The sequence below is a fragment of the Deinococcus sedimenti genome (assembly GCF_014648135.1).
In the GTDB taxonomy this organism is placed as follows: domain Bacteria; phylum Deinococcota; class Deinococci; order Deinococcales; family Deinococcaceae; genus Deinococcus; species Deinococcus sedimenti.
In genome coordinates, this window is sequence record NZ_BMQN01000029.1 from 1 (window position 1) to 21,468 (window position 21,468).

Below are 21,468 nucleotides of genomic sequence, written 5' to 3' on the forward strand. Positions count from 1 at the left end.
GTGAGGTTCCCGTGCTCCACGCCGTGGAGCACGTTCAGGTCATCTCCACCGCCCGCTGTAACAATCTGGTGGAGCAATCTCACCCACCCACCCGGCAGCAAGAACGAAGCCAACTGGGATTCAAGCGCCGGAAACGAACACAAGAATTCCTCGCCCTGCACGCCCGAGTCTCGAACCTCCATCGACACACGCGAACCACCGTTCCCGCCACACTCAGATGAAGCCATCAATCCGCAGCTCTTCTCCGCTGGCGAGAGGCGATGCAGCAGGTGGCTTGATTCTCAAGCCACCTGCTGAGCTACTCCGGCCTCACTCAGGTTAAGTTGCCAGAACCCCGTGTGCGTCCGGTGCCTCGGGGAGAAGCCCGCCCACGTAGACTGGTACGAATCCCGATGAGCCCGTTTTTAACCCGCATCCGCAATCGGATGACCATGCTTCATGGCGACGTCGTTCTAGAGACCCCTGCTTCATCATTCCGAAAGTCGACCGACATCCTGCTCGTAGATCGCCGCCAGAACGCCGACCGCGCGGTCTCGCCAACGCCTCGACAGCGCCGCCACCGCAGGGTTCAAATGCGTGGGGTCGACGAGTAGGAGTGCCCCTTCCCGGACCGGCACGACGATCTGCCCAGCGCCGAGATGGGGCCTGCGCAGGATCCGCCAGGCTTCTTCCGCCCCGACGCGCCGGGAGCCCGGACCGAGCGTCTCCGTCGTTGGAATGTCGCCGTCGCAGAGCGATATCAACAGCGCGACCAGTTCGGCTTCGTGCACTCGCATGGTGCCCAAGATGCACGGCTCTTGGTCGGTCAAGACGCTCTGCGTCCGAAGAGGGCGTCAAACTTCGTGCGTTCCTCTGTCCTGTATAGGACGCTCAGGCCGTGTTTGGCACGTGTCACGGCGACGTAGGTCAATTGCCTGAGCTGCTCTTCGTCCGCCGTGGAGATCGCCTGCGGATCAACGAGGATCACGACCTGCGTTTCGCAGCCTTTGAATCGCCGGGCGGTCGTGAGACCCAATGGCGAGCTCTCCTCGACACTCGACAGGACGCGGATGGAGTGGCCGCCGACCGTGACATCCATCGACGCAGCTTCGGGCGAGATGACGACGATCTCGGAGGGCAGGTAGCCGACGCCGAGCCATCGCTTGACTTCCCGTTCCAGGGCGTCCGGCAGATGCTGGTAGCCGTGGACCTCAATCGGTGCGCCATCGGCGCGCAACGCTCGAATCCGATCGTCCTTCACGATCCGGCGTCCGAGTTCCGCGATCTGACGGGTGTTGCGTAGATTTTCCCGCAGCACCTTCTTGTATGGGGATCGCCCGTTGCAGTGGTCCTCCTCGAATGCCGCGAACCGTTCTCCCACGTCGCGTTTGAAGATATCCTGTTGGACGTCGCCCAGGAAATGCCAGCGGCCTTCGGCGAATCCGCCTTCAATGATCGTGTTCAGGAAGAATAGGTACTGGTCCTCAAAGATGTCGGGGTACTCGTCCACGACGACCAGATCGTATTTGATCTCCTCTTCGTCGGCCGCCTGAGCGGCCTTGTCGGGCAGGATCCTTTCCAGGAAGTCGGGCGCGTCGCGTTCGGCGGGCGTGCAGAGATGCGACGCGATGTCCGACATGAACTTGTGTATCGTGTCGGCTTCAAAGCGGCCGTCGGCCATGTGCCTCGCCTTCTGCGAGAGGAAGGCGTTGTAACAGAGGTAGAGCACTCGGGCTCCCGGATTCTCCCGGAGGTAACGGTGGAGCAGGTCTATCGCCATGACGGTCTTCCCGGATCCGGCCGGACCGTGGACGACGTGCGGGCTATGGTCGTTGTCGAAGATGCTGTCGATGACGTCCGACTGCTGTTCGGTGAGTTCCAGCGCTTCGCGTTCCGCCGCTTCAATCATGCTGCGGGGATCGTGGGCGGGCTGGAAGCGGGGTTGGAACTGGTCCCGGACGAATGCCTGGGCCTGCGGGTGGAGCGGCTGCGGAACGGTGCCCGCCGTGGCGTACCCGGCGACGCGCGCGATCGCTTCGACGATCCCGTCCTGCATCTCGCGCTCGTCGACGATCTGCCGCCGGTCCCAGGACACGCCTCCGGCCTTGCCGAGGGTGGCGAAGGGCAGGAGGACTCCGGTGACGACGTGGACGTGGGCGCGGACGGTCTCCTTCTTGCGGGCTTCGGTCAGGATGGACAGGATGTCGCTCCTGGCGCGCTCCACCTGGACGAGCGGGTCCTTTCGGCTGCCGTCCTGGTATCGCACGAAGATCCGGTCGTCGCGCTCTTCGACGGACTCGTGACCTTTGATCTCGAGGAGCACCACCGTGCTGGCTCCGGGGATGAGGACGACCAAATCCACCTCGCCGCCGTTCGGCGACCGGTCCGGTTTGATGCGGACGGAGTGGAGGACGACCCAGTCGCGCGCCGCCGGGTGGTCCCGGACACGCTCCAGTTCGGCGAGGACGCGGCGCTCCCCGCGGTTGGCGAGATCGGCGATCCGTCCGCTGTGCAGTTGGAGTTCCATCTTCCTCAAGTCTCGCACGGGCGACGTGGGAAGCGACGCTCAAACGGGCGTATCGCCGCGGAGCGGCCGGCGGAGTTCAACGTCCCGCGCGTAGTCGCTGTCGAGTTCGGAAAACGTGACGGAGCCGGCTCCGTCGCACACCCGCCATTCCCAGAGGGGATTCAAGCGCACCTTGCCGTTCTCGACGGTTACGCAGTGCTGGGTGCCGAACGCGAGCCGCAGGCGACGCATCGCCCGTGCGAGGACTGACATGCCGGGCCGACCGGACCGCCCGAGGACGTACCGGCAGAGAGTTTCCTCCGATTCTTCGCCGACCTCGCAGAGCCGGCAGGCAACCGCCGTTGCTTCGGGGGTGAGGTCCAGGTGTACCGGCCGGTCCGCCACGACCAGTCGGGGATGCCCGTACAGGGGGACGAGGACGGTCCTGGGCGGCGTGTGGGCCTCCTGCGGCAGCGGCCGTCCCGACGCGCGGGCCCAGGCGTAGAGATCCCTGAGGAACGGCGCTTCAAACTGGAGCTGACCAGGAAGGGGACGGGCGGCAAGGACCGACTCCAGACGTCGCGCCGCCGCGTCCTCGTCGCTTCTGTCCAGGGCGATCCCGGCCAGATGCAGGCCCGCCCGGACGCGGACGGAATGCTCGGCCCGTCGACTGGCCTCCTCCAGTGCGCGGACGTCGCCGGAGAGAATGTCGTCGCTCAGGTCCACGGACGCCCGAGCGAGTCGCCCGGCGCCGGCCGATCCAGTGGCCCGAAGCGTCCGGACGAGCCCGGCGGCGGCGGCCCGGCCGGTCCGGAGCCACACGAGCTGCGCCTGGAGGTGCGCGATCCGGACGCGGACGTCCACGCTCGTCTCCACGTCGGCCGCCCAGGCGAGACTCCCAGCCGCGCGGTCGTATTCGCCGGTCAGGATCCAGAGGTGGGCTCTGCCGTAGTGCAGCAGGCCGGCGTGCTGTCTGGCCTCGCCCCGTTCGGTCGACAGGAGGTCGCGTTCGAAGGCGTCGGCGGCCAGGTCTAGGCGCATCGACTGCGTCAGCGACCAACCGAGGTTGTAGTTCACGAGCGCGAGATGGGCGTACCGGCCGTGTTCACGCAGCCTCTCCCGGGCATCCAGGTACGCCCCCACGGCCTCGTCCCGGCGCCCCTGCAGGCCGAACAGAACCGCCGAGGCAAAGCGGGCTTCCCCGAAACGCAGGGACGAGACGGGCACCGCGGCCGCCGCGCGGGCGTACGCGGCCTCGGCCTCGGCGTACTCTCCGGCATGCTGGTGGAGCATGCCGCGCAGGCGCCACCGGGTGCTGCTCGCCTGCGGTTCCAGGCCCTCGTCCGGGGGCAGCGCGGCCAGCGCCTCCTCGGGCCGTCCGTCCAGGAACAGCCGGTAGGCCTCGAGAAACCGGGGGGTCGGGTCAGGTGTCGTCATCCGTGGCGGCGGGCGTTTCGCCTGTGCATACAGTAGCGGTCAGGAGGGGCGGCAGGTGCCCGACGTCCTCCGCCGCGCCGCGGGCGGCGGAGAAGGCGAGAGCCAGAGCGAGCAGGAAACGCGTGACGGGTCGGAACATGAGGTACCTCCGGGGACGGGCAGGCCGTCGCCCTGCGCAGGAGTGCGCGGCTCGGACCGTCGGCGACGGCCCTACGTCCACAGACGCGAAATCGGAGCCCGGCCTTCAGGCGGCCTGCGCGGCCCGGCCCGCGCGCGCGTGCATGGCCCGCAAGACACGGATCGCCGCCCGCTCCGTTGCCCGCACCACGGACTCGTCCGTGAAGGCGGCCCGGGCGACCGCCGTGCGTCCGCGGGCGTCGAACAGCCAGTCCCGGGTCGCGTCCCGCAGGAGCAGGTCAATCTCGGCGGGCGTGGCGCGGTAGAGCCCGTCCAGCAGAGCCCCGAACACGGGGACGAGAACCGTTCCGACCGTCCGCCTCAGGTCGAGCAGGAGGCTGTACTCCAGGTCGGACTCCCGGACTCGGCCGATGTCTCCGTCGGACTCCTCGAGAGGGCGGGTCAGCGCCTCCTCAAAGTCGTAGACGTACCGACCGGTCCCCTCCGGCGTGCCGGTCAGGTTGACCCGCGCCCCGAACAGGCGCTGCCGGTTCACGAACGCCGAATTGTTGGCGGCGTATCGGGCGAACCCCGTCGGGGCGGCGGCCGCGCCGGCTTGCGCGGACGCCCAGAGGGCCACGATCACCGGGTCGCCGATCGCGGCCGACAGCACCTCGCGGACGTCCGAGCCGCGCAGGAACCCGTCACGGCGACGGCCGCGAGGCAGGTGGCTGGCGCGGGCCGGATCGACACGCACGACGAAGCCGGCGGCGTCCTCACGGTCGAGGACGTCTGCGAACTCCACCGCGAGGACATCCGTGAGCGGAGCCACGACAGGCGTGAGGACCCGGCCGACGTCGTTCCTGAACGTCTCGCCGGCATAGGTCGAGTTCGCGGCGCGGAGCACGTCGCCGGCGAGCAACGCGTCGCGGACGTTTCGTTTGGAGGTGGACGCCAGTTCGGCCTCCACGGCGGCCGCGAGCAGGCGGCCGGGGGGAGCATCGGAGGACTGGAGGTCACGGAGGGCGGAGCAGACGGACGCCAGCGCGGTCAGGAAGTCGGTTGAAGCCATTGCCGCGTGCCGCAGGCACGCGTGAAAGGTGAGGACCGCTACTGTACGGTGGAGATGCCGCGGACCGCCTGACGCGAAAGGCGCACTGCCGCTAGGCCGGTGCGCCTACCGTCGTGCCGGGTGTATTGATGCGGTACGCGAGAGCCGTCGCCTGCGGTGGGCTCCGACTCGGTAGAGTCGAGGTTCCCCAAAGTGGCGGCTCTATCCTCGGATCTTCAGTCGAGCGGATCGATCGGCCAGGTCCGGTCGGTGGCCAGGGTCGGCGCGAGGAGCGCCGGATCCTGTCGCACGCGCGTCAGGTCGCTGGTCCAGCAGTAGTCTGGGCCGAGGTGGAGGCGCCCGTTCGAGGAAACGACGACCTCCCGGTCTCCGACGAGTCGTCTCAGCCGCTGGACGACCTGCCGGACACGGGCGACACGGTGGGCCGCGTCGTCGTGGCGTACCCTGCCGGACGTGCCGCGACCTTCCGGCAGCAGCCGCTCTGCCACCTCGGTCAGCCTGGCGCCTGGATGCTCCGTCAGGTACGCGACCAGCAGGGCGAGATCGGGACCGACGTTCAGGCGGACGGGCGGGTCTCCCAGCATCAGGTGGGGGGGATCGGTGACGTACACCGCGGCGGGAACCGGTTCTTCGATTCGCACCGTCTCGACCGGAGAAAGGAGACGTTCGAACGCAGACGCTTCAATGGCGTCCAGCACAGACTTGGCGTCCCCTGTCGCGTCCGGTCGTGCGAGCCTCGCCTGTTCCACTGCCTCGTAGGGAGCTCGGTCTACGAGCAGCGCGGCCAGCGTCGCATGGGCGTGAAAGTTCCAAGTACTCGTCCGGGCGAATGACACGGCGCGTCGTGCGTGATGCACCGCCCTCCTCGGGTCGGCCGTCGACTGCGCCCGCAGGCATAGGACGGGCACCCGCAGCTCTCCTGCCTTGGACGTGTCCGCGAGGCGGTGGGCTTCCGCGAAGGCCTCCCCCGCTTCACGGAGGTGACCGGACAAGCTGGCCGACCGGGCGAGGATCAGGTGGGCCAGAATCAGACGTTTACGGTCGGCGGCGGCGTAGGGCAGCAGGTTCAGGGCTTCGTCATGGGCTTCGCGCGGCCGGCCGGTCTCGCAAAGCCAGGCGGCCCGTGCCAACCGGAGCTCGTCCGACGCGAGGCCGACCGGCGCCGTAGCGCCTAACCGGAAGGGTATAGGGTCGCGGCCGTTCCGGAGGTCGCTCATGAGCGCTTCCACCGGGCTCGGAGGCGACTGGGCGGCCCCAGCTGGCTCGGTTCGTGCCGGCGAAGGCACGAACCGAGCCAGAGGGAAGCAGTCGGTCAGGAGCCCAGGCGGGAAGCGGGAGCGGTCCGACGTCATGACGGACGACCGCTCCGGTGCCGAGTGCCGACGGCCGCCGGATCGGGTGGCCGCATTTCCTCGTGGGGCGGCACGATCCGGCTCAGACGGGAGAGATGAGCGGTGGGGCCGTCCTCACCTTCTTGAGATGGTCCAGGATGGCCCGGCCGATCACCCGGCCGAGTTCGGGTGGCACGGCGTTGCCGATCTGGCGCCCGTGCCGCGCGAATGAGGCGGCCTCCCCGGGCCGGACGAACTGGTACGAGCGCGGGAAGGTCTGGAGGATCGCGCCTTCCCTCAGGCTCAGCCCACGGTCTTGGGTCGGGTGGACGAACCGGCCGGTCCCGATGTTGTAGAACTGCGTGGTCATGGTGGGAGCGGGCTGTTCGGGATCCATGCGTCCGTAGACCGAACCGTAGGTCGCACCAGACGCCTTGAGGTGACACGCGAGTTTCAGGTCGTCCGGCCAGTCCGCCCACGTGCCGCCGGGTTTGGAAGCCTCCGCCCGTTTCCGGTTCCTCTCCGTCAACTTATAGGTCTTGTGCAGCGGATCGTGCGGATCGGTGCCTCCAGCGTCCAATCGTGGCAGATCACGCAGGGCCTCGCCGACGGTCGCCATTTCCTTCCGGGCGTGCGTCGCCGGAGGCAACGCGACCTTCCCCCACCGTGAGGCGAAGAGGACGAGGCGGCGCCTTGCCTGCGGGATCCCGTAGTCGGGCCCGAAGACGCGGTATTCGCTCACCTCGTACCCGGCCCTCTCGAGCGACGCTTTGAACTCCGCGTAGATCGGGAATTTGCCTTTCGTCGCCAGCCGCACGACGTTCTCCATGCTCACCACTTCGGGTTTGAGCGTCAGGATCAGGTCCAGGAAGGCCTGGAGGGGCGCCCATTCGCGTTGCAGTTCCTCGGCGGACTTGCCGATCTTGGTCTTGGCGGCTGCTGTGGAATACGGCTGACACGGCGCGCAACCGACCAGGACACGGATCGCGCCCGGCGGGTAGTGGGCCGCGAGATCGTCCGCCGTGACGGTCGTGATGTCCGCGTGTAGGAACGTCGCTCCGTCGTTGTTCGCCTCGTAGGCGAAGCTGCAGCTGTCGTCCAGATCGTAGCCGGCCGTGACCTGCAATCCGGCTTCCCGGAGGCCGTAGGTGAGCCCGCCGACGCCGCAGAACATGTCGACGGCGACCACCGGTCGTTCGGAAATTCGTAGACTGTGTCGCTTTTGTCCACTCATCGCGTCGTACCGACTATAGCCGCTCGCGCTCCTTCGGGGAGCCGCGCGACCCGACGGGAGCGACCGGTTGCGGCACAGGTCCGCCGTGGACCGTGTCCGGATGCCGAGAACCGGGCGATCGCGGCGGCGGTCGCCGACTCCACAGGCGTTCACACACGCCTCTGTGGTGATCGGGAGTCCTCGCGGTCACTGCCGACTGCGGTACACGCCCTGGATTCCCACGCCGTCCACGTCGACATGCGGAATCCGGAAACTCCGGGGATGAACCCATTTCCCGTGCATGGGCATCGTCTCGTCCGGTCGGAGTCCGAAGAACCACGCCCGCTCGCCGGGCAGGAACGACCAGCGCGCTGCGCCGGAAATCAGGACCGTCCTGCCCGCCTCGTCCCTGAGGGCCGTGCGATCGTCGGTCGGATCAGCAGGCGAATGCCTGCCCCTTACCTCTCCCCAGACGTCGTACGGCGCGACAGGGCCCTCCACGGAGGTCTGTCCCCACCAGGACACGGCACGACTCCGGTAGCCGGGGCACCGGTGTCTGACCGGACACGCCCCGCAGTGGGGTCCGGGGACCGCGACGGCGGCCGCTTCGACCGGACGTCCGCTCGGGAACCTGACGAGGAGGTCTTCCAGTCGGGCTCGGGTGTCCGCCCTTTCTGGTTCGCCCCACGGCACCTCCACGCGGTCGGAACCGTGGAGCCACAGCCGGACCCGAAGACCGGGTTCCAGCGTTTCGAGCATCGTCGCGTACAGCCACAGTTGCTGTGAGAGGGGGAGACTCGGGCGTCCGCCGCGCGTCGTGACGCCGGACTTCAGATCCGTGACGTGCACTTCGGCACCGATTCGTTCGATCAGATCCGGGCGCCCTGTGAGACGCAGCTCCGGTACCTCGAGCCGTCGTTCGCGACCCGTGGGGATCCGGGGGTCGCGGTCGCCGAGGAGATCTCGGGGCGGAGCGCGCCGTGACGGCGAAGCGTGACGCGCGGCGCCGGACGCCCAGGCGAGCAGTCTCGCCTGTCCTTTACGCCAGACCGTGCGCCCGACGGCCCTCCGGAGCGGCACCAGTCCCGCCTGCGGCCAGAGCATCCGGGCAGCCTCCTCGGTCGTCTGCAGGACCTCGTTGAAGACCTCCGTGACGTCGTGGGGGCCCGCCCGGGCGAGGCGGGCCACGGTCTCGTGCAGGACGGTGCCGAGCAGCGCCGCCGGGTTCGGCGGAAGCCGCTCGGCTTCGCCAAGTCCGTGCAGCTGAGACAGGGGACACCGTTCGAGAGCGTGGAAACCGGACGGACTGAACCGCTCTGGGATGCGGACCGTCGTCAGGAGTTCCGGGACTACCGGGGGGCGTGCGCTCCCCGGCGTCAACGGGCGAGCGTCGCCTGCTGCTTGATCCATTCCCGCACCTGCACCTGGCGCCGTTCGAGGTTGAACGTGTCCCAGCAGAGCGTCGCGCCGCTCGATTCGGCGGCCGCCTCCTCGTCGGCCTGGGCGAGGATCGTCCCGGCCGCCAGTTCGGCGTTCGGGTCCCAGTTCCAGAGCGGATGCGCGACGAGTACCCACGGCGTCAACCCGCTGTTTCCCTTCTTGATCCGGAAGGCCGGAACCATCCCGCCTGCAAAGAGTCTCGTTTCGCCACCGAATCCTTCGACCATCTCTTCGGCGAGCCGCTCGGCGTCGTCTAGGTGACCCTTCAGGCCGGGACTCTCGAAGTCGCCGTCCAGGCCGCACGAGAACGTCGGGTCAAGCAGCGCCCTTAGATAAGTCAGGCCCAGGCGCCAGTCCAACAGGCCGTGGAAGTGCTGGTTTCCGTACCTCAAGAGGCAGCGGTAGCACGCTGTCGAGCAGTCGCTGTGGTCGGCTCCTTCGAACTCCGACCGCGGGTAGGCGGTCGCGTCCGTGAGCATCGACCGGGCGAACGACAGGATGCGGGGTACCATCTCGCCCGGCGCGGGCTCGCTGAGGATCCGGCAGAACCCGGCGCCGTTGACCAGCTCGTCCGTGATCTGCAGGAGCGGGCGAGCCGGCGCGCGGCCGAAGAGGCGCGGTTCCAGAACGGCCAGTTCCTCGGGCGCGATGTCGAGCTCCAATGCCGCCCGACTGACGGTCATGAACGTGGCTGACAGCGCCGCTGCGCGCACACCCTGCCACCTCGACCTGGCGTGGTCCGACTCCTCGACTCCTTCGGTCCGCAGGGGCATGCGGTGCAGCGCGAGCGCGGGGTTCAGGGCCGTCGGAGCGAGGTAGAGGGAATCGGTCGTCTTGGGGGCGGCGAGCCAGACGGGGGGACGCTCGCTCGACTCCGCGGTGAATCCGTAGCGGTGCACGCCCGGTACCTCGGCCAGCTCCTGGTGCGGCAGCCGGAAGTCTCTGCGACCGCGCCTGATCACCTGGTTCCCGCCGGTCGTCACGAAACCGGTGCCCGACCGCCCGCGGTTGAGGCGGTAGGTGCGTGCCCGGCCGTCGAAGGCTACGGCGAGACTCGCCCCGAACGACGTGCCGTCTTCCGGTGGCAGCCCGTACGTCACCGGCGCGATTGCGCTGCCTTCGGCCTGGACGGTGCGGTGACGGGCGCCGCCGCCCCCCTCCTCGTTGCGGGGCCGCCGACCGAAATCGGTCCGGAAGCCGTTCGGGACCACGCAGTCGTGACCGCTGTCCTCGTCCAGCGGCGAGCCGCAGGCCCGGCAGGTCGCGTCCTGAGTCGTGTCGGCCGGGCCGATCCTGGCCCACGCGCTGCAGGCCCGGCACTGGGTCAGCCGGAACCTCTCCCCGAACGCGTCGTCCCGGAAGGCCTTGACCGGGACGACCTGCCCTTTCCTGCCGAACGGAGGCAGGTCGAGGTCGGGCGTGAACCCGACGGAGACGTACTCGAACTTGTCCTTCACGAGGCGCGCTTCGGGAGCGAACTCGTAGATGGCCACGTCCAGATCGCGCTCCACGCTGTCGAACTCCTCTCGACCTCCCGTGCGACGCGTCCCCAGGTAGAGGTTCCGGACCCGCGTGGGCATGCCGTACATGGGCAGCAGTCCGGTCTCCGCCACGGCCTGCGCCAGGCCGGGCGCCACTTCCGCGGTGACGCCGTCCAGCTCGGCGAGCAGTTCGTCCAGCGCCGGACGGATCACTTCGGTCTTGCCGTCCGCCGCGAGGACGCCCCGGAACCGCTCGGCTTCCCCGGCGGTCGCCTCCAGCGCCCCGCGGAGTCTGTCCCGCCACCGGGAACCGTTCAGGTACGTTGCGACCGGTACGAACTCGCCGTGGATGTCCGGCGGCGACATGAGATCGCCGGGGTACAGGCGGTCGCCCGCCGCGCGGTCCTGCTGACGGAGCAGCCCGAACGCGTCCACCAGCCATTTCTTGCGCAGGAAGCGCTGGGCGATGGAGCCCATGCTCTTGGTCAGGACCGGGGGTGGCGGCACGTCGCCCGTCATCCGTTCGGGATTGCGGAAGTAATGGAGATCGTGGCTCTTGGTGCGGCAGACGGTCAAGGCCATGGAGAACGCCTGACCGCGGCGACCGGCACGTCCGACCCGTTGCTGGTAGTTGAACCGCTGCGGCGGCATGTTGGCCTGCATGACCGCCTGGAGCGGGCCGATGTCGATCCCGACTTCCATGGTCGTCGTTACGGCCAGCAGGTCGATAGTGGCCTTGCGCTCATGGAGTTCCCCTGCCCCCGTCTCGATCTCGTTGAGGTCGTCCGCATGGTCGTCATCCACTGGCTCGCCGTCTGCGTGGCCGTCGCCGGAGTCGTCGCATATCGGCACGAAGATCCCCTTGAATTCCCGCTGCCGCGCGGCCGGGTCTTCGGTCTGCCCGGTCAGTTCCTCGCAGTGCAGGCGGAAGAAGGGCGCCACCTCGCTCGACTCGTCTTCCCAGTGGTCGACGGCACGGTTCACCCGCCGGCCGAGGAAGTTGACGGCCCTGAGCGAGGCGACGGTCCCGAAAGGCGCCTCCGGCAGCTTGGTCAGGCACCGCGTGCAGAGCTCGGCGCCGCGGTGCAGGTGGACCCGCGAGCAGGTGTCGCAGCGCCAGAAGCTGTCCTCGGGCCGCGCGACATGGAAGCGGATCCGGCTCATCGAGACGATCCCTCCCCTATGGCCGGCCGCGGCAAGGTCGTTCAGGGCGGTCTCGAGTCGAGCTTCGCCGTCCGTTTCTCCCCAGACGGCCTTCGCGTAGGCCAGGACCTTACCCCGCGCCGTCCCTCTCGGTCCGATCTCTATCAAGGGATCGTCCTCGGAACGGTACTTGGAAGGATCGTACCGGTAGGCGTCCGTCAGGACTCGGATCAGCGCCGCGAGTTCCGAGACCCGGCCGGCAGTGCGCCGGCTTTCGGGAAGGTCGGTCGGCCGGACCGTCACGTAGCCCAGACCGGCTTCCTCGAACGAGAAGTACGTCTTGTTGAAGACGACGTCGGTCATGGCGCGCTGGAAGCGGTAGATCAGGGGGCGTCTCGCGCTCGACAGCGCCTTGTTCTTGTCGGTGTCCGCTTTCCAGTGGATCCGGTCGCCGCTTTTCAACTCGAAGAAGGTGTCCCAGTCAAAGAGCCGTTCGCGTGTTTCGTTGGTGGTGCCTTTGGGTCTGTCGATCCCAGCGTCGTCGTACGGGTGAACGCCCTGCCGGACCATCGCGGCGATCAGCGGGCGCACCTCCTGTCCGTCAAGCGTCTCCGCCACGTTGAGATCGTAATCCTCCACGAGATCCGCGAACGCCACCGACGGGTCGTCGGCGGTCTTCAGCGCCGCGGTCGCCGCGTCGAGGCGTGCCCCGATCCCGGCCATGTCGCCGAAACGTCGCTCCACCGCGGCCCGCTCCATGTCGGCTTCCAGCTCGCGAATCTCGGTGGTCAGCTCGTCCGGCGTGCGGCGTGCGGCCGCGTGTTCCTGAAGGCAGACGAAGAGTATCTCGCGGCGCAGGTCCTGGTGATGCAGACGTTCAATGTCCAGCGCTGCCCTCGCCGCGTCCTGACGGCTGTCCGAGAAGGAGACCAGCTTCGGGGCGTTGCTCGGGTCGGCGACGCGCTGCACGTCGAACAGTTCGGTCGCCAGCAGCTGCGTGGTCTTTCCGAAACCGGCGCGGAAGTTGCGGAGCGGCGAGAGGCGTCCCATGCCCTTCTGCCGGGGTCCGTAGTCCGTACCGCACTTGGGACAGGCGTAGGGGACGTGCGTCTCGGGGTCGTTCGGCTTCCGCTTGTGGCGGTCCGTGGAACCGGCGAGGCGTTCGTAGAGGAAACCGGGCACGGTATCCGACACTCCCGGTGCCGCCGGACGGACCGCGTTGTGGACCGTGACGATCCCGGTCACCCGGTCCAGGTTCCCGGCTTTCCAACTCTTGGGGCACTTCTCGGGGGCGAGGTCGGTGGGCCAGAACACCGCGTACTGGTCGTAGGAGAGTTCCTCGAACCGTTGCGACGCCGCGGTGTCGGGCAGTCCGTCCAGCAGCGGTTCGTGAGGCAGCAGTTCGGTCTTCGGAGAGCGTGTGGACCCCTGCGACCGCATGCCGCCCACGAACAGCTCGCCGCAGCATTCGCAGTAGAGCACCTCGAACTGCCTCAGCACCTTCGGATCCTCGTCACCGATGTCGAACCGTTTCCGGCTCTCCCGCTCAATGCTGAGCCGACCGATCTCTGCCTTTCGGGCCGTGGTCCGTTCGGAAGCGGGCAGGCCGGCGTTCTTCCAGACCGGTGCGTACAGCCCCTCGACGCTGCGGAAGAACGTGTGGATGCGGAAAGACGGCGCCTCAGTCACGCGCCGGGCCAGTCCGTCGCCGCAGCCCCGGACGAAGAGGACCGCGCGGATCGCGCGCAGGGCGAGGTCGAACGGCAGGTCCTCCGGCACCGGGTGGCCGTTCCTCAAGTCCCGGAAGAGGGTCCAGGCGAGCCGCCTGGCCGTCACGGCGCGGGTGCGTCCCTCTTCCGGAATCCAGCACGCGACGGCGACGGCGGCCGCCGCTGCCCTGGCGACGTCTGCGACGACGTCTTCCAGCGGCCGGTCGGCGTGCGGCACGCCCAGCTGCCCGGCCACGGCCGCCCAGAGCGTGGCCGCGTCCGGCATGTGCAGCGCGTCGTCGGCGGTCAGGGGACGGTCTTCCGTGTCACGCGCCCGGGACGCGGCGGTATGGTCGAGGAGGTCAGTGAACGGCGTCGACTCCAGGCCTCCACGATTGTCGCCGTGAGCTTCGTAGGGAATCTCCCGTCCGGCCACGATGGCTTCCCGCCAGGCCGCTCTGGCGTCCTCCGGCGTCTCGGCGTGCGTGCCGAACCGTCCGAACATGTCCCACAGGTATTCGACGCTGGCGTCGGCGCCGGCCGCGCCGGGCGTCGTCGGGAGGGAGGCGCTGGACGCGAGGATCCTGAGCTTGTGCCGCTGACCTTCCGCCGTGAGTCCGAGGCGGTCGAGAAGGAGCCGCAGCAGGTACGCGACCTCGGTCCCGGCGGAACCGCGTTGGAGGTGCAGCTCGTCCAGGACGAGGTAGAAGTACGAGTCGGGTTCCTCCAGCCACTCCTTCGTCTGCCGGAAGATGTCGTCGTCCACCTCGCGCGACAGCATCGCGCTGAGCATGCTCACGTTCGTGATGAGGAGGTCCGGCGGCGTCCGCTGCATGTCCCACCGGGAGATCAGTTCGCCGCCGTCGGTGGACGGGAACATGAACGGCGAGTCGTCCCCGAACGCGGAGGCGGCCTCTTTCGGATCGAACGGGTCCGTGTGCCCGGGGCCGTTTCGCCAGGCGTACTCGCGCGCCTGGCGCTGTCCCAGTTCCGCCTGTGCCATCTCCCCGAACAGTTGCGTCTGCCGCCGGACCCGGCGGCGGAATTCGGCCTCCCGGACGCTCTTGAACGTCGCCGAACCGTCCTCGCCTGTGTCGCCGTCCGAGGTGGGCAGATCCAGCCGACCGTCGTCGGCGCTCATGTCCAGGAGGTGGCGGAACGCCGGGTTGTCCTCGTGGCCGGTGACCGGGCTCTTGCCGGTGTAGCGTCCGAAGAAGATGCGGTTGCCGCCGAACTCCCGGTCCATGACCGCCCGGGCCTCCCGGGAGTCCAGGGCCTTGCGCAGACGGACCATCTGGTCTTCCACGAGCGCGTTCATCGGGTACAGGATCAGCGCGCGGACGGCGGCCGGCCGGCGTTCGCCCTGCCGGTGGGACACCACCGGCGACCGGCGCGGATGCGCCTTTGAGGGCCGCCGTTCGGACGGGATCTCGGTGAACGAAGGCTGGAACTGCCCGTCTTCCTTCACCTTGCCGTATGGTCGTCCGGTCGCCGGATCGGTCCACCAGCGCCGGGTCAGGAATTCCGCGTCGGGCGCTTCCCACGTCGCGGCTTCGCCGGCGAGCGCGGCGAACACCGGCAGGAGGAAGGATTCGGTCTTGCCCGAACCGGTTCCCGACGTGACGATCCCCGGCGTGCCGGGGCGCACGCCACGGGTCAACATCTGCAGCTGATGAAGGTAGGGCGCGTATTTCGCCTGCCGCGTGAGCGGCCCCGCGCCGACGGTCACAGGGACGGACGGGAACAGGCCCGCCAGGACCAGTTCGACGAACGCACGTCGGCGGAATTCCGGCACGGCGCCGAGCGGATCCTCGCCGGTGGCCGGGGGACGCAGCAGGTCCTCGAACCTCCACTCGGACGGCATGTAGCGGGGGAGCGGCTCCACGAGCGGCTCGGTGCACAGCGTGCCGGGGGCGCGCAGGAGCCTGCGCCGCTCCTCGGCGACGTCGGCGTCGCCGATACGGAACGCGGTGTCGAGATAGCTCAGGTAGAGCTCACGGATTCTGACGAAACTGCCGATTGGATCTTGCATGGCATCTCCAGCGGGAACGGGTACGCCCGAACGTCTCAGGACGGGAGCAGGGGAGGGTTGAGGTACGCCGAGAGCGAGGCCCGGTACGGACCGGACAGAGGGTAGCCGTACCCGACCACTCCGCCGTCTTCGGCGAGTGTCGGACCCGAGAGCCCGTCGCCGATCACGGCGCAGAGCCGACCGAAGCGGAGCGGCAGGTAGAGGCCCTGCGCCCAGGTCCTCCAGACGGGTCGTCCGGGATCGTCGTCGAAGGGGAGATCTCCGTATTTCAGCAGGTACGCCTTCGTCAAGGTGGCGTTCCGGAGCTCGGAGCTGTAGAAGTCCACGCCGTCGCGACGAATCACGTACAGCGGGCAGGAGCCGGCATGACGACGGAGTTCGACGGCGATGCCGTCCGATTCCCGCGCCGCGGCCGGACGGAAACGAGACGCCTTCCAGTCCCAGACCCGTTCGCTGACATAGGCGGATCCGGCCGGCGGCCGATCCCCGGGCGAGTCGTCCGGCACCTGGACGGCGATATCCGGATCGAGCCACCGGAGCGGCGCCAGTTCGAAATCGGCGGACAGCCGCTCCAAGACCTCCGTCTTCGCGACGTCCACCTGGAACACCGCCGGCTGCCAGGGGTTCGCGGCGAGGCGGCGGGTGACGACCGCGCCCCGCCGCCTCGCCGCCTGCGCGAACCCGCCCGCGTCGGACGACGGGAGCAGGCCGAGTAACGTCGCCCGGTACCGGCGGCCGACGGGGTAGACGACGAAGCCCGGTCGGCGCGCGACGACGTACGTGACCGGCTGGGCGCGTGCATGGACGACATCCAGTAGCCCCGCCTCCACCCAGGCCCGGAGCAGTTCGTACAGCGTGTCCGACCGGTCGAACCGGTCGAAGCCTGTCGCGCGCGCGAACGCCTCCACCGCCGTGTTGAGGCGGATCCCGCTCCGCCGCACGGCCAGGGCCGCGAAGACGTCCACCAGCCGCCGGGTCCGGTCTTCCGGCTCCACGCCCGTCCAGGCGGAACCGCCACCGGTACGGGTTCCGCCGACCGTCTCGTCAGGCTCGTCCGCGGCGTCCCGCGCCCGGTCCCTGAACGACGCCAGGACGGCCTGAACTCGCGGGTGACGTTCGACCGGATCCACTCGGTCGGGACCGACGACCACACCGACACTGGCGCTGCGGTGCACGGCCAAGCGCCAGACCTTCCGGTCGCGGGCGTGGAGGCTCTTGCTCGGCATGCGCGGCGTGGGCGAGTCCGGATCGCCGACGAACAGCAGCTGCGTCGGCCGGCCGCTGTCGCCGACGACCAGCCATTCGTGCGTGTCGCTGCGCGCCGCAGCGACGTCGCCGAGTCGGGCACCCAGGTGGAGCACGTCCCGGACGGCTCCGAGGAGATCGACACGTCGGCCGGGCGTCCCGGTCGAGACCCAGTCGGGCATTTCGCCGGACCGTTCGATCTCGACGGCGGCCGCACCGCATCCTTCAAGGGCGTAGACGCCGGATCCGACCGGCTTGTAGTCGTGCGTCAGGTGCCGGCGGCCGAGAGCGAATTCGCAGCTGGCAGTGTTGTCGTCGCCCTCGGCGGCCGGCCAGCGGACCAGGGCGAGGTAGCGGCCGGGCGCGCCGGCGAGGGGCGCGTCGGGCAGGATCCACTCGTCGGGAGTGTCCACGGACTTCGTGGCCGAGCAGACGAAGATCCCGTCCACGTCCAGGATGTCCACCGATGAGGAGCCGGCGAACCGGATCCGCGGCAGGAAGCCTTCAAGCGCGACGTATCCGTCGTCGCCCCGCACGCCACCCACGATCCGCACGGACGGGGAAGCCATGGTGGCCTGCAGGTGCGTCGCACCTTCCAGACCGGCCGGAGCCTCCTGGGCGATACGGACCCGACAGTCCACGACCTGGCTCCAGCCCTGGAGGAGGGCGGGTTCCCGGCGACCGCCGAAATGTGAGACGAACGCCCCGACCAGGTCGTCGCGGACCAGGGCCATGTCCGCCTGCTCCGCGTCCGTGCCCGAGACCAGTTCGAACGCTCCGCCCGCCAGGGCGCGGAAGACCAGGACGCCTCGCCTGAAGTGTCTCGCGGGCCGAGTCGCGAGCGTCCCTCCTCCCAACGCCGTTGTCACGGCCGCCTGCACCGGATCGGGCGTCCCCGCGCCCGCCAGTCGGACGAGCCGGGTCAGGCCGTCGTGCTCGAACCTGAGCGGCACCTTCTCCAGGCCAGGAGGCAGCGCCGCGCCGTCCGTACAGGCCAGGTAAGGCCGGAGCAGGTCCTCGTCGTCGTCGAACTCGGCGAGCAGCCGCACGTCCCAGGCGCCGGCGTCCCGGCGGCCGTGGAGCCCCGTCCTGAGCGCTTCCTGCCGCACCGCCCTCCAGAAGGCGCTGTTCCGGACGTCGGCTCCGGTTTCGACGAAACGGTCCACGAACTGCTCGAGATCCTTACGGAATCCCGGGCTGAAGGTGTCTTTCGCGTCCTGGAGCAGTTTGATCACTCGCCGCAGAGGCGGCTCGTCGCCCGACAGGTCGTTCGTTTCCAACAGCTGCCGAAGTCTGGAGCGGTCGCGGTCGTGGGGAAAAGCGAGGAACCAGGACGCTCCGATCACGGTCCGGAACGTGTCGTAAGGCGGCAGGACGAGCCGCCGGACCGCGTGCGCGGCCGTCCATTCGCTGAGAGTTCGCCATAGGACGGGAAGGCACTCCATGGACTGGGTCTTCCCGAACACGGCCTCCATACGTCCGTGGAAGCCGTGTTCCTTCCCGAAGGGGTACCCGTACGCGACCAGACACGTCAACCACAGCATCGCGAAGAAACGGGGCGGACTCTCCGACGTGGGGCTCCAACCCGTCTCCTTGAGGCAGAAAGAACCGAAGGACTCGCCGGGCGGCAGTCTCCACCGCATCACGGCGACGAAACGCTTCACCACGTCGTCCGCGTCCGCTTCCGGGTCGCCCGTCATCAGGGCCAGCTCGTGTGGTGTCGCGGGCAGCTGCTCCACCGGCGTCGCCTTCTCACCCGCTCCAAGGGAGAAATGGTAGGCGGCGAGCCTGGTGTTCCATTCGTCGTAGCTCCATGCACGCCAATCTCGGACGGCCGTCGGCTGTGTTCCGGTCATGAGTCCTCTCCCGAATCCGCCGGCCCGTATCCGGTCGACGTGAAATGATGCGACGTTCTAACACCTGTTTGGACGGCGACCGAGTCGATTTAACCGGCACCCGTTGGGGGCGTACCCCGTGGACAAGTTCTCCCATCAGGTGTTGACGACACGAATATGAATGTAAACCAATAAAGAAAAATTTCACGAATTCGCCTGTATTCTTATCATCTGGAAGACCAACGGGCGTCTCTCGGAAGCATGAAGCCTGGCGAAAAGCCGTGGCAGACCCGATGCTCTAGGTTCGGAGCATGCCCGACCGACTCACGAAGGAGCAGCGCAGCGCCCTCATGGGCAGGGTTCGGCAGAAGGACACAGCCCCCGAACTCGCTCTGCGTTCCGCGCTCCACCGGCGCGGTCTGCGTTTCAGGAAGAACGTCAGAGGTCTGCCGGGATCGCCGGACATCGTGTTTCCGGGCGCGAAGGTGGCGGTGTTCGTTGACGGCGACTTCTGGCACGGCCGGGACTTCGCGGCCTGGTCCGCGAAACTACAACCCTTCTGGAAGGCCAAGATCGAACGCAACATTGAACGCGACTGTGACAACGTAGCCGATTTGGAAGCCCTGGGCTGGCAGGTCCTCAGGGTGTGGGAGAAGGACGTGAAGAAACGTCTTCCCGACGTGGTTGAAGAGGTCGTTTCGGTCGTCTCCACCCGGCGCGCCGCCCGATGAGACACGCTGCGACTCGGATCGCCCGGCGCGAGATCCTGGGCGGCGCGCCGCTCACGCGGCGGTCGAGAGCACGCGCCGGGCGACGAGTGCTCGCAGGTGCCGGGCCAGACGCGCAGGCTGCCGTCCGCTTCGGATCAGCACGTCCACCTCCATGTTCCTGGACAGTACCGTGTACGTGATGTTCGCGTTGGTCACCAGGACGATCCTGCCGTCTTATTGAGAACGGCGTAAGTTGAGGCTGATTGAGAACCTGGGCGAATCGAGAGCTGCGCTCCACGCCATCACACTGCCGACGAGGGGCAGTCTGTACTTTGGCCGTCATCAAGAGAGCAAGCGGCTCAGCACCTCACTCATCTTCTCGAAGCCGCTCTCATCCCCGTGGCGGTCACACCAGACGGCCAGCAGGAGGGCGTCGAAGGCGCGCACGGTCCCCAGAAACTGGGCTTCCTCGGGCGTCCAGTCGCGCCCATAGCCCTGCCTGAAGGCCGCCACAAGCGTGGCACCGTTCTCCTGCTGCGACAGATCGTTCGTCATCTTTGCCACGTCGAGCACCGCCGGGCCAGGACGGCACATCTCCAGATCAATGACCGTGAGGCGTTTCCCATCCCACAGCCAGTTGCGGGCCGTGTAGTCGGCGTGCCGAAGCACCGTGGGCGGAAAGGGGCCGGCCAGGAGTGTGCGGGCCAGCGCCTCCACCTGCCGCACCTGCCGGTCGGGCAGTAGACCCTGCGCGCGGGGCAGGTAGCGGTGCATCAGGCTGTGCAAGTCGCCGCGTCCGTCGTCGAAGGGCAGCGGACGTGGGGCGGCGTCGTGTAACTGGCGCAGCGCGGCGCCTGCGGCGCGGTACATCGCCTCCGTCTGGGGCTGCTGCAGGGCGCAGCTGGTCGGCACCCGCGCCAGTATCATTTCGAGCCGCCCAGGGTCGTCGTGCACCAGGTCCGGCAGGAGCCCAGTGTGAGACCAGGTTTCATAGCCGTGGCGTTCCCGGACATGCTTGCGACGTTCCCGGTGACGCTTCAGAATCACGTCATGGCCGGCCCAGCGGGCCGCGTAGACTTGGGACTCGCCATGGGCCCAGCCGATGTGTTCACCGATCTCCAGCATTGCCCGGAGTGTAGAGGGAGGACCGTCATGTCCACATCGGCCGTCTGGCAGAGCGCCAGGACGTCGCACCTAAAGGTGACCCACCTCATGATCCCGACGTCGGTCAGGCGCCTTTAGGTGCCCCCGTGCCTCTGCCCTCGGCAGTGTGATGGCGTGGAGCTCAGCTCTCGATTCGCCCAGGTTCTCAATCAGCCTCAACTTACGCCGTTCTCAATAGTACCGCCAAAATACTGACGACATGAGCTAAAATGCAATTTGCTCTCATTTAGTTTCAGGATTCCCTGGCGCTGCGGATGGCGGAGTCCTTCACGTCAATTGACGTGAAGGACGTGTTTCAGGATGTCATCGCGGAGCGTGGCGCACCTGGATTCATCCAGAGTGACAACAGCCCAGAGTGCATCGCTCGTGAACTGGGCATCTGGTTGGACGTGTAGGAGATCGGCGTCACGGTCATCCACTCAGGGAAGCCGTGGAAGAACTGGTATGGCAAAAGTTTTCACTCTCGGCTCCGGGAGGAACGTCTGTATCTGGAAGTGCTGTACTCGGCCCGGCGCGCCCAAGTGGGCCTGGCTGGCTACCGGGCGGTTTTCAACCAAGAGTTTCTACACCTGTTGGAGTCGTTGCCACACGACATCATGAGGCCAAAGAAAGGAGAAATTTCGGTCAGCACGTCATTTTCCCCTTCGCTTCCTGAAGGGGAATTTTGGCCGTGACAGGCTCTTCTCGGTCTGAACAGCCCGGAGACGGGCATCTGGCGGTTGAAGGCCGAGAAGGCGAGAGACGCCGGATGTCGTGCGATGCCGGGGGCAGGGAATGGAAACGCGCAGAACGCTTTCCTCACCGGTGAGAATTTGTCTAGGGCCATGGTCGGCAGCGTTCTGGCGGGCATCTCGTACTGCCTGGAAACGCTTGTTCAACGTTATACGGCCACATTCGTCACTGGGCTACCAGACCCCTAAGGAGTACGCCGAGAAGGCCAGGGGGCGTTCAACCGCCCCTTGGTCAGGTCGGAAGAGTTGATGGTGTAACCCTCAGCACCTGACACTTCGCTAGAAATGGCGTCCTGAACGCAGTGAGGCATGAAAAAGGGCGG

14 protein-coding genes and 1 pseudogene are annotated in these 21,468 nt (G+C 67.9%); 3 read left to right on the plus strand and 12 right to left on the minus strand.

The window, feature by feature from the left end:
• Positions 1-221: pseudogene (locus IEY69_RS20510) on the plus strand (DDE-type integrase/transposase/recombinase); the annotation flags it as partial.
• A 249-nt stretch (positions 222-470) separates the two neighbouring features.
• On the opposite strand, the gene IEY69_RS20515 reads toward IEY69_RS20510, so the two are convergent.
• The 10 genes from IEY69_RS20515 to IEY69_RS20560 form a co-directional block, all read right to left on the minus strand.
• Entirely contained in the window at positions 471-776 is a 306-nt protein-coding gene (locus IEY69_RS20515; RefSeq protein WP_189074948.1) for a hypothetical protein, read from the minus strand.
• Between the two features lie 29 nt (positions 777-805).
• Positions 806-2,506 carry a nuclease-related domain-containing DEAD/DEAH box helicase gene (locus IEY69_RS20520; RefSeq protein WP_189074949.1) on the minus strand — a complete coding sequence of 567 codons (1,701 nt, stop codon included), beginning with the start codon at positions 2,504-2,506 and terminating at the stop codon, positions 806-808.
• Positions 2,507-2,545: 39 nt separating this feature from the next.
• Positions 2,546-3,922, minus strand: a complete 1,377-nt coding sequence (locus tag IEY69_RS20525) for a hypothetical protein (RefSeq protein ID WP_189074950.1) — start codon at positions 3,920-3,922, stop codon at positions 2,546-2,548.
• Positions 3,909-4,061 carry a hypothetical protein gene (locus IEY69_RS20530; protein ID WP_189074951.1) on the minus strand — a complete coding sequence of 51 codons (153 nt, stop codon included), beginning with the start codon at positions 4,059-4,061 and terminating at the stop codon, positions 3,909-3,911. Before IEY69_RS20530 ends, IEY69_RS20525 begins: the two co-directional genes overlap by 14 nt.
• A gap of 105 nt (positions 4,062-4,166) precedes the next feature.
• The gene (locus IEY69_RS20535) at positions 4,167-5,111 is read right to left on the minus strand and encodes a hypothetical protein (protein WP_189074952.1); all 945 of its coding nucleotides are present in this window, start codon (positions 5,109-5,111) and stop codon (positions 4,167-4,169) included.
• A gap of 215 nt (positions 5,112-5,326) precedes the next feature.
• A complete protein-coding gene (locus IEY69_RS20540; RefSeq protein ID WP_189074953.1) occupies positions 5,327-6,328 on the minus strand; it encodes a hypothetical protein in 1,002 nt (333 codons plus the stop codon).
• Between the two features lie 217 nt (positions 6,329-6,545).
• Complete coding sequence (locus IEY69_RS20545) at positions 6,546-7,676, minus strand: DNA cytosine methyltransferase (RefSeq protein WP_189074954.1); 1,131 nt, start codon at positions 7,674-7,676, stop codon at positions 6,546-6,548.
• A gap of 186 nt (positions 7,677-7,862) precedes the next feature.
• Positions 7,863-9,065: a RecB family exonuclease gene (locus tag IEY69_RS20550; RefSeq protein WP_229784163.1), complete on the minus strand. Its 1,203-nt coding sequence runs from the start codon at positions 9,063-9,065 to the stop codon at positions 7,863-7,865.
• Entirely contained in the window at positions 9,032-15,460 is a 6,429-nt protein-coding gene (locus tag IEY69_RS20555; RefSeq protein WP_189074956.1) for a DEAD/DEAH box helicase, read from the minus strand. Before IEY69_RS20555 ends, IEY69_RS20550 begins: the two co-directional genes overlap by 34 nt.
• Before the next feature lie 35 nt (positions 15,461-15,495).
• Positions 15,496-18,561, minus strand: a complete 3,066-nt coding sequence (locus IEY69_RS20560; protein ID WP_189074957.1) for a hypothetical protein — start codon at positions 18,559-18,561, stop codon at positions 15,496-15,498.
• A gap of 290 nt (positions 18,562-18,851) precedes the next feature.
• Between IEY69_RS20560 and IEY69_RS20565 the strand changes: the two genes are divergently transcribed.
• Positions 18,852-19,271: a very short patch repair endonuclease gene (locus IEY69_RS20565; protein WP_189074958.1), complete on the plus strand. Its 420-nt coding sequence runs from the start codon at positions 18,852-18,854 to the stop codon at positions 19,269-19,271.
• 51 nt (positions 19,272-19,322) lie between these two features.
• On the opposite strand, the gene IEY69_RS20570 is transcribed toward IEY69_RS20565, so the two are convergent.
• Together IEY69_RS20570 and IEY69_RS20575 are read right to left on the minus strand one after the other, a co-directional pair.
• Positions 19,323-19,466 (minus strand): hypothetical protein, encoded by a 144-nt coding sequence (locus IEY69_RS20570; RefSeq protein ID WP_189074959.1) that lies wholly within the window; start codon positions 19,464-19,466, stop codon positions 19,323-19,325.
• A 126-nt stretch (positions 19,467-19,592) separates the two neighbouring features.
• Positions 19,593-20,375 (minus strand): aminoglycoside phosphotransferase family protein, encoded by a 783-nt coding sequence (locus tag IEY69_RS20575; RefSeq protein ID WP_189074960.1) that lies wholly within the window; start codon positions 20,373-20,375, stop codon positions 19,593-19,595.
• A 452-nt stretch (positions 20,376-20,827) separates the two neighbouring features.
• On the opposite strand from IEY69_RS20575, the gene IEY69_RS22145 reads away from it, so the two are divergent.
• Positions 20,828-21,088 (plus strand): integrase core domain-containing protein, encoded by a 261-nt coding sequence (locus tag IEY69_RS22145; RefSeq protein WP_373291097.1) that lies wholly within the window; start codon positions 20,828-20,830, stop codon positions 21,086-21,088.
• Positions 21,089-21,468: the final 380 nt, after the last annotated feature.

Coding starts and splice junctions, on each gene's coding strand:
- IEY69_RS20515 (WP_189074948.1), bottom strand. CDS start 776: ATGCGAGTGCACGAAGCCGAACTGGTCGCGCTGTTGATATCGCTCTGC.
- IEY69_RS20520 (WP_189074949.1), bottom strand. CDS start 2,506: ATGGAACTCCAACTGCACAGCGGACGGATCGCCGATCTCGCCAACCGC.
- IEY69_RS20525 (WP_189074950.1), bottom strand. CDS start 3,922: ATGACGACACCTGACCCGACCCCCCGGTTTCTCGAGGCCTACCGGCTG.
- IEY69_RS20530 (WP_189074951.1), bottom strand. CDS start 4,061: ATGTTCCGACCCGTCACGCGTTTCCTGCTCGCTCTGGCTCTCGCCTTC.
- IEY69_RS20535 (WP_189074952.1), bottom strand. CDS start 5,111: ATGGCTTCAACCGACTTCCTGACCGCGCTGGCGTCCGTCTGCTCCGCC.
- IEY69_RS20540 (WP_189074953.1), bottom strand. CDS start 6,328: ATGAGCGACCTCCGGAACGGCCGCGACCCTATACCCTTCCGGTTAGGC.
- IEY69_RS20545 (WP_189074954.1), bottom strand. CDS start 7,676: ATGAGTGGACAAAAGCGACACAGTCTACGAATTTCCGAACGACCGGTG.
- IEY69_RS20550 (WP_229784163.1), bottom strand. CDS start 9,065: ATGGATCAAGCAGCAGGCGACGCTCGCCCGTTGACGCCGGGGAGCGCA.
- IEY69_RS20555 (WP_189074956.1), bottom strand. CDS start 15,460: ATGCAAGATCCAATCGGCAGTTTCGTCAGAATCCGTGAGCTCTACCTG.
- IEY69_RS20560 (WP_189074957.1), bottom strand. CDS start 18,561: ATGACCGGAACACAGCCGACGGCCGTCCGAGATTGGCGTGCATGGAGC.
- IEY69_RS20565 (WP_189074958.1), top strand. CDS start 18,852: ATGCCCGACCGACTCACGAAGGAGCAGCGCAGCGCCCTCATGGGCAGG.
- IEY69_RS20575 (WP_189074960.1), bottom strand. CDS start 20,375: ATGCTGGAGATCGGTGAACACATCGGCTGGGCCCATGGCGAGTCCCAA.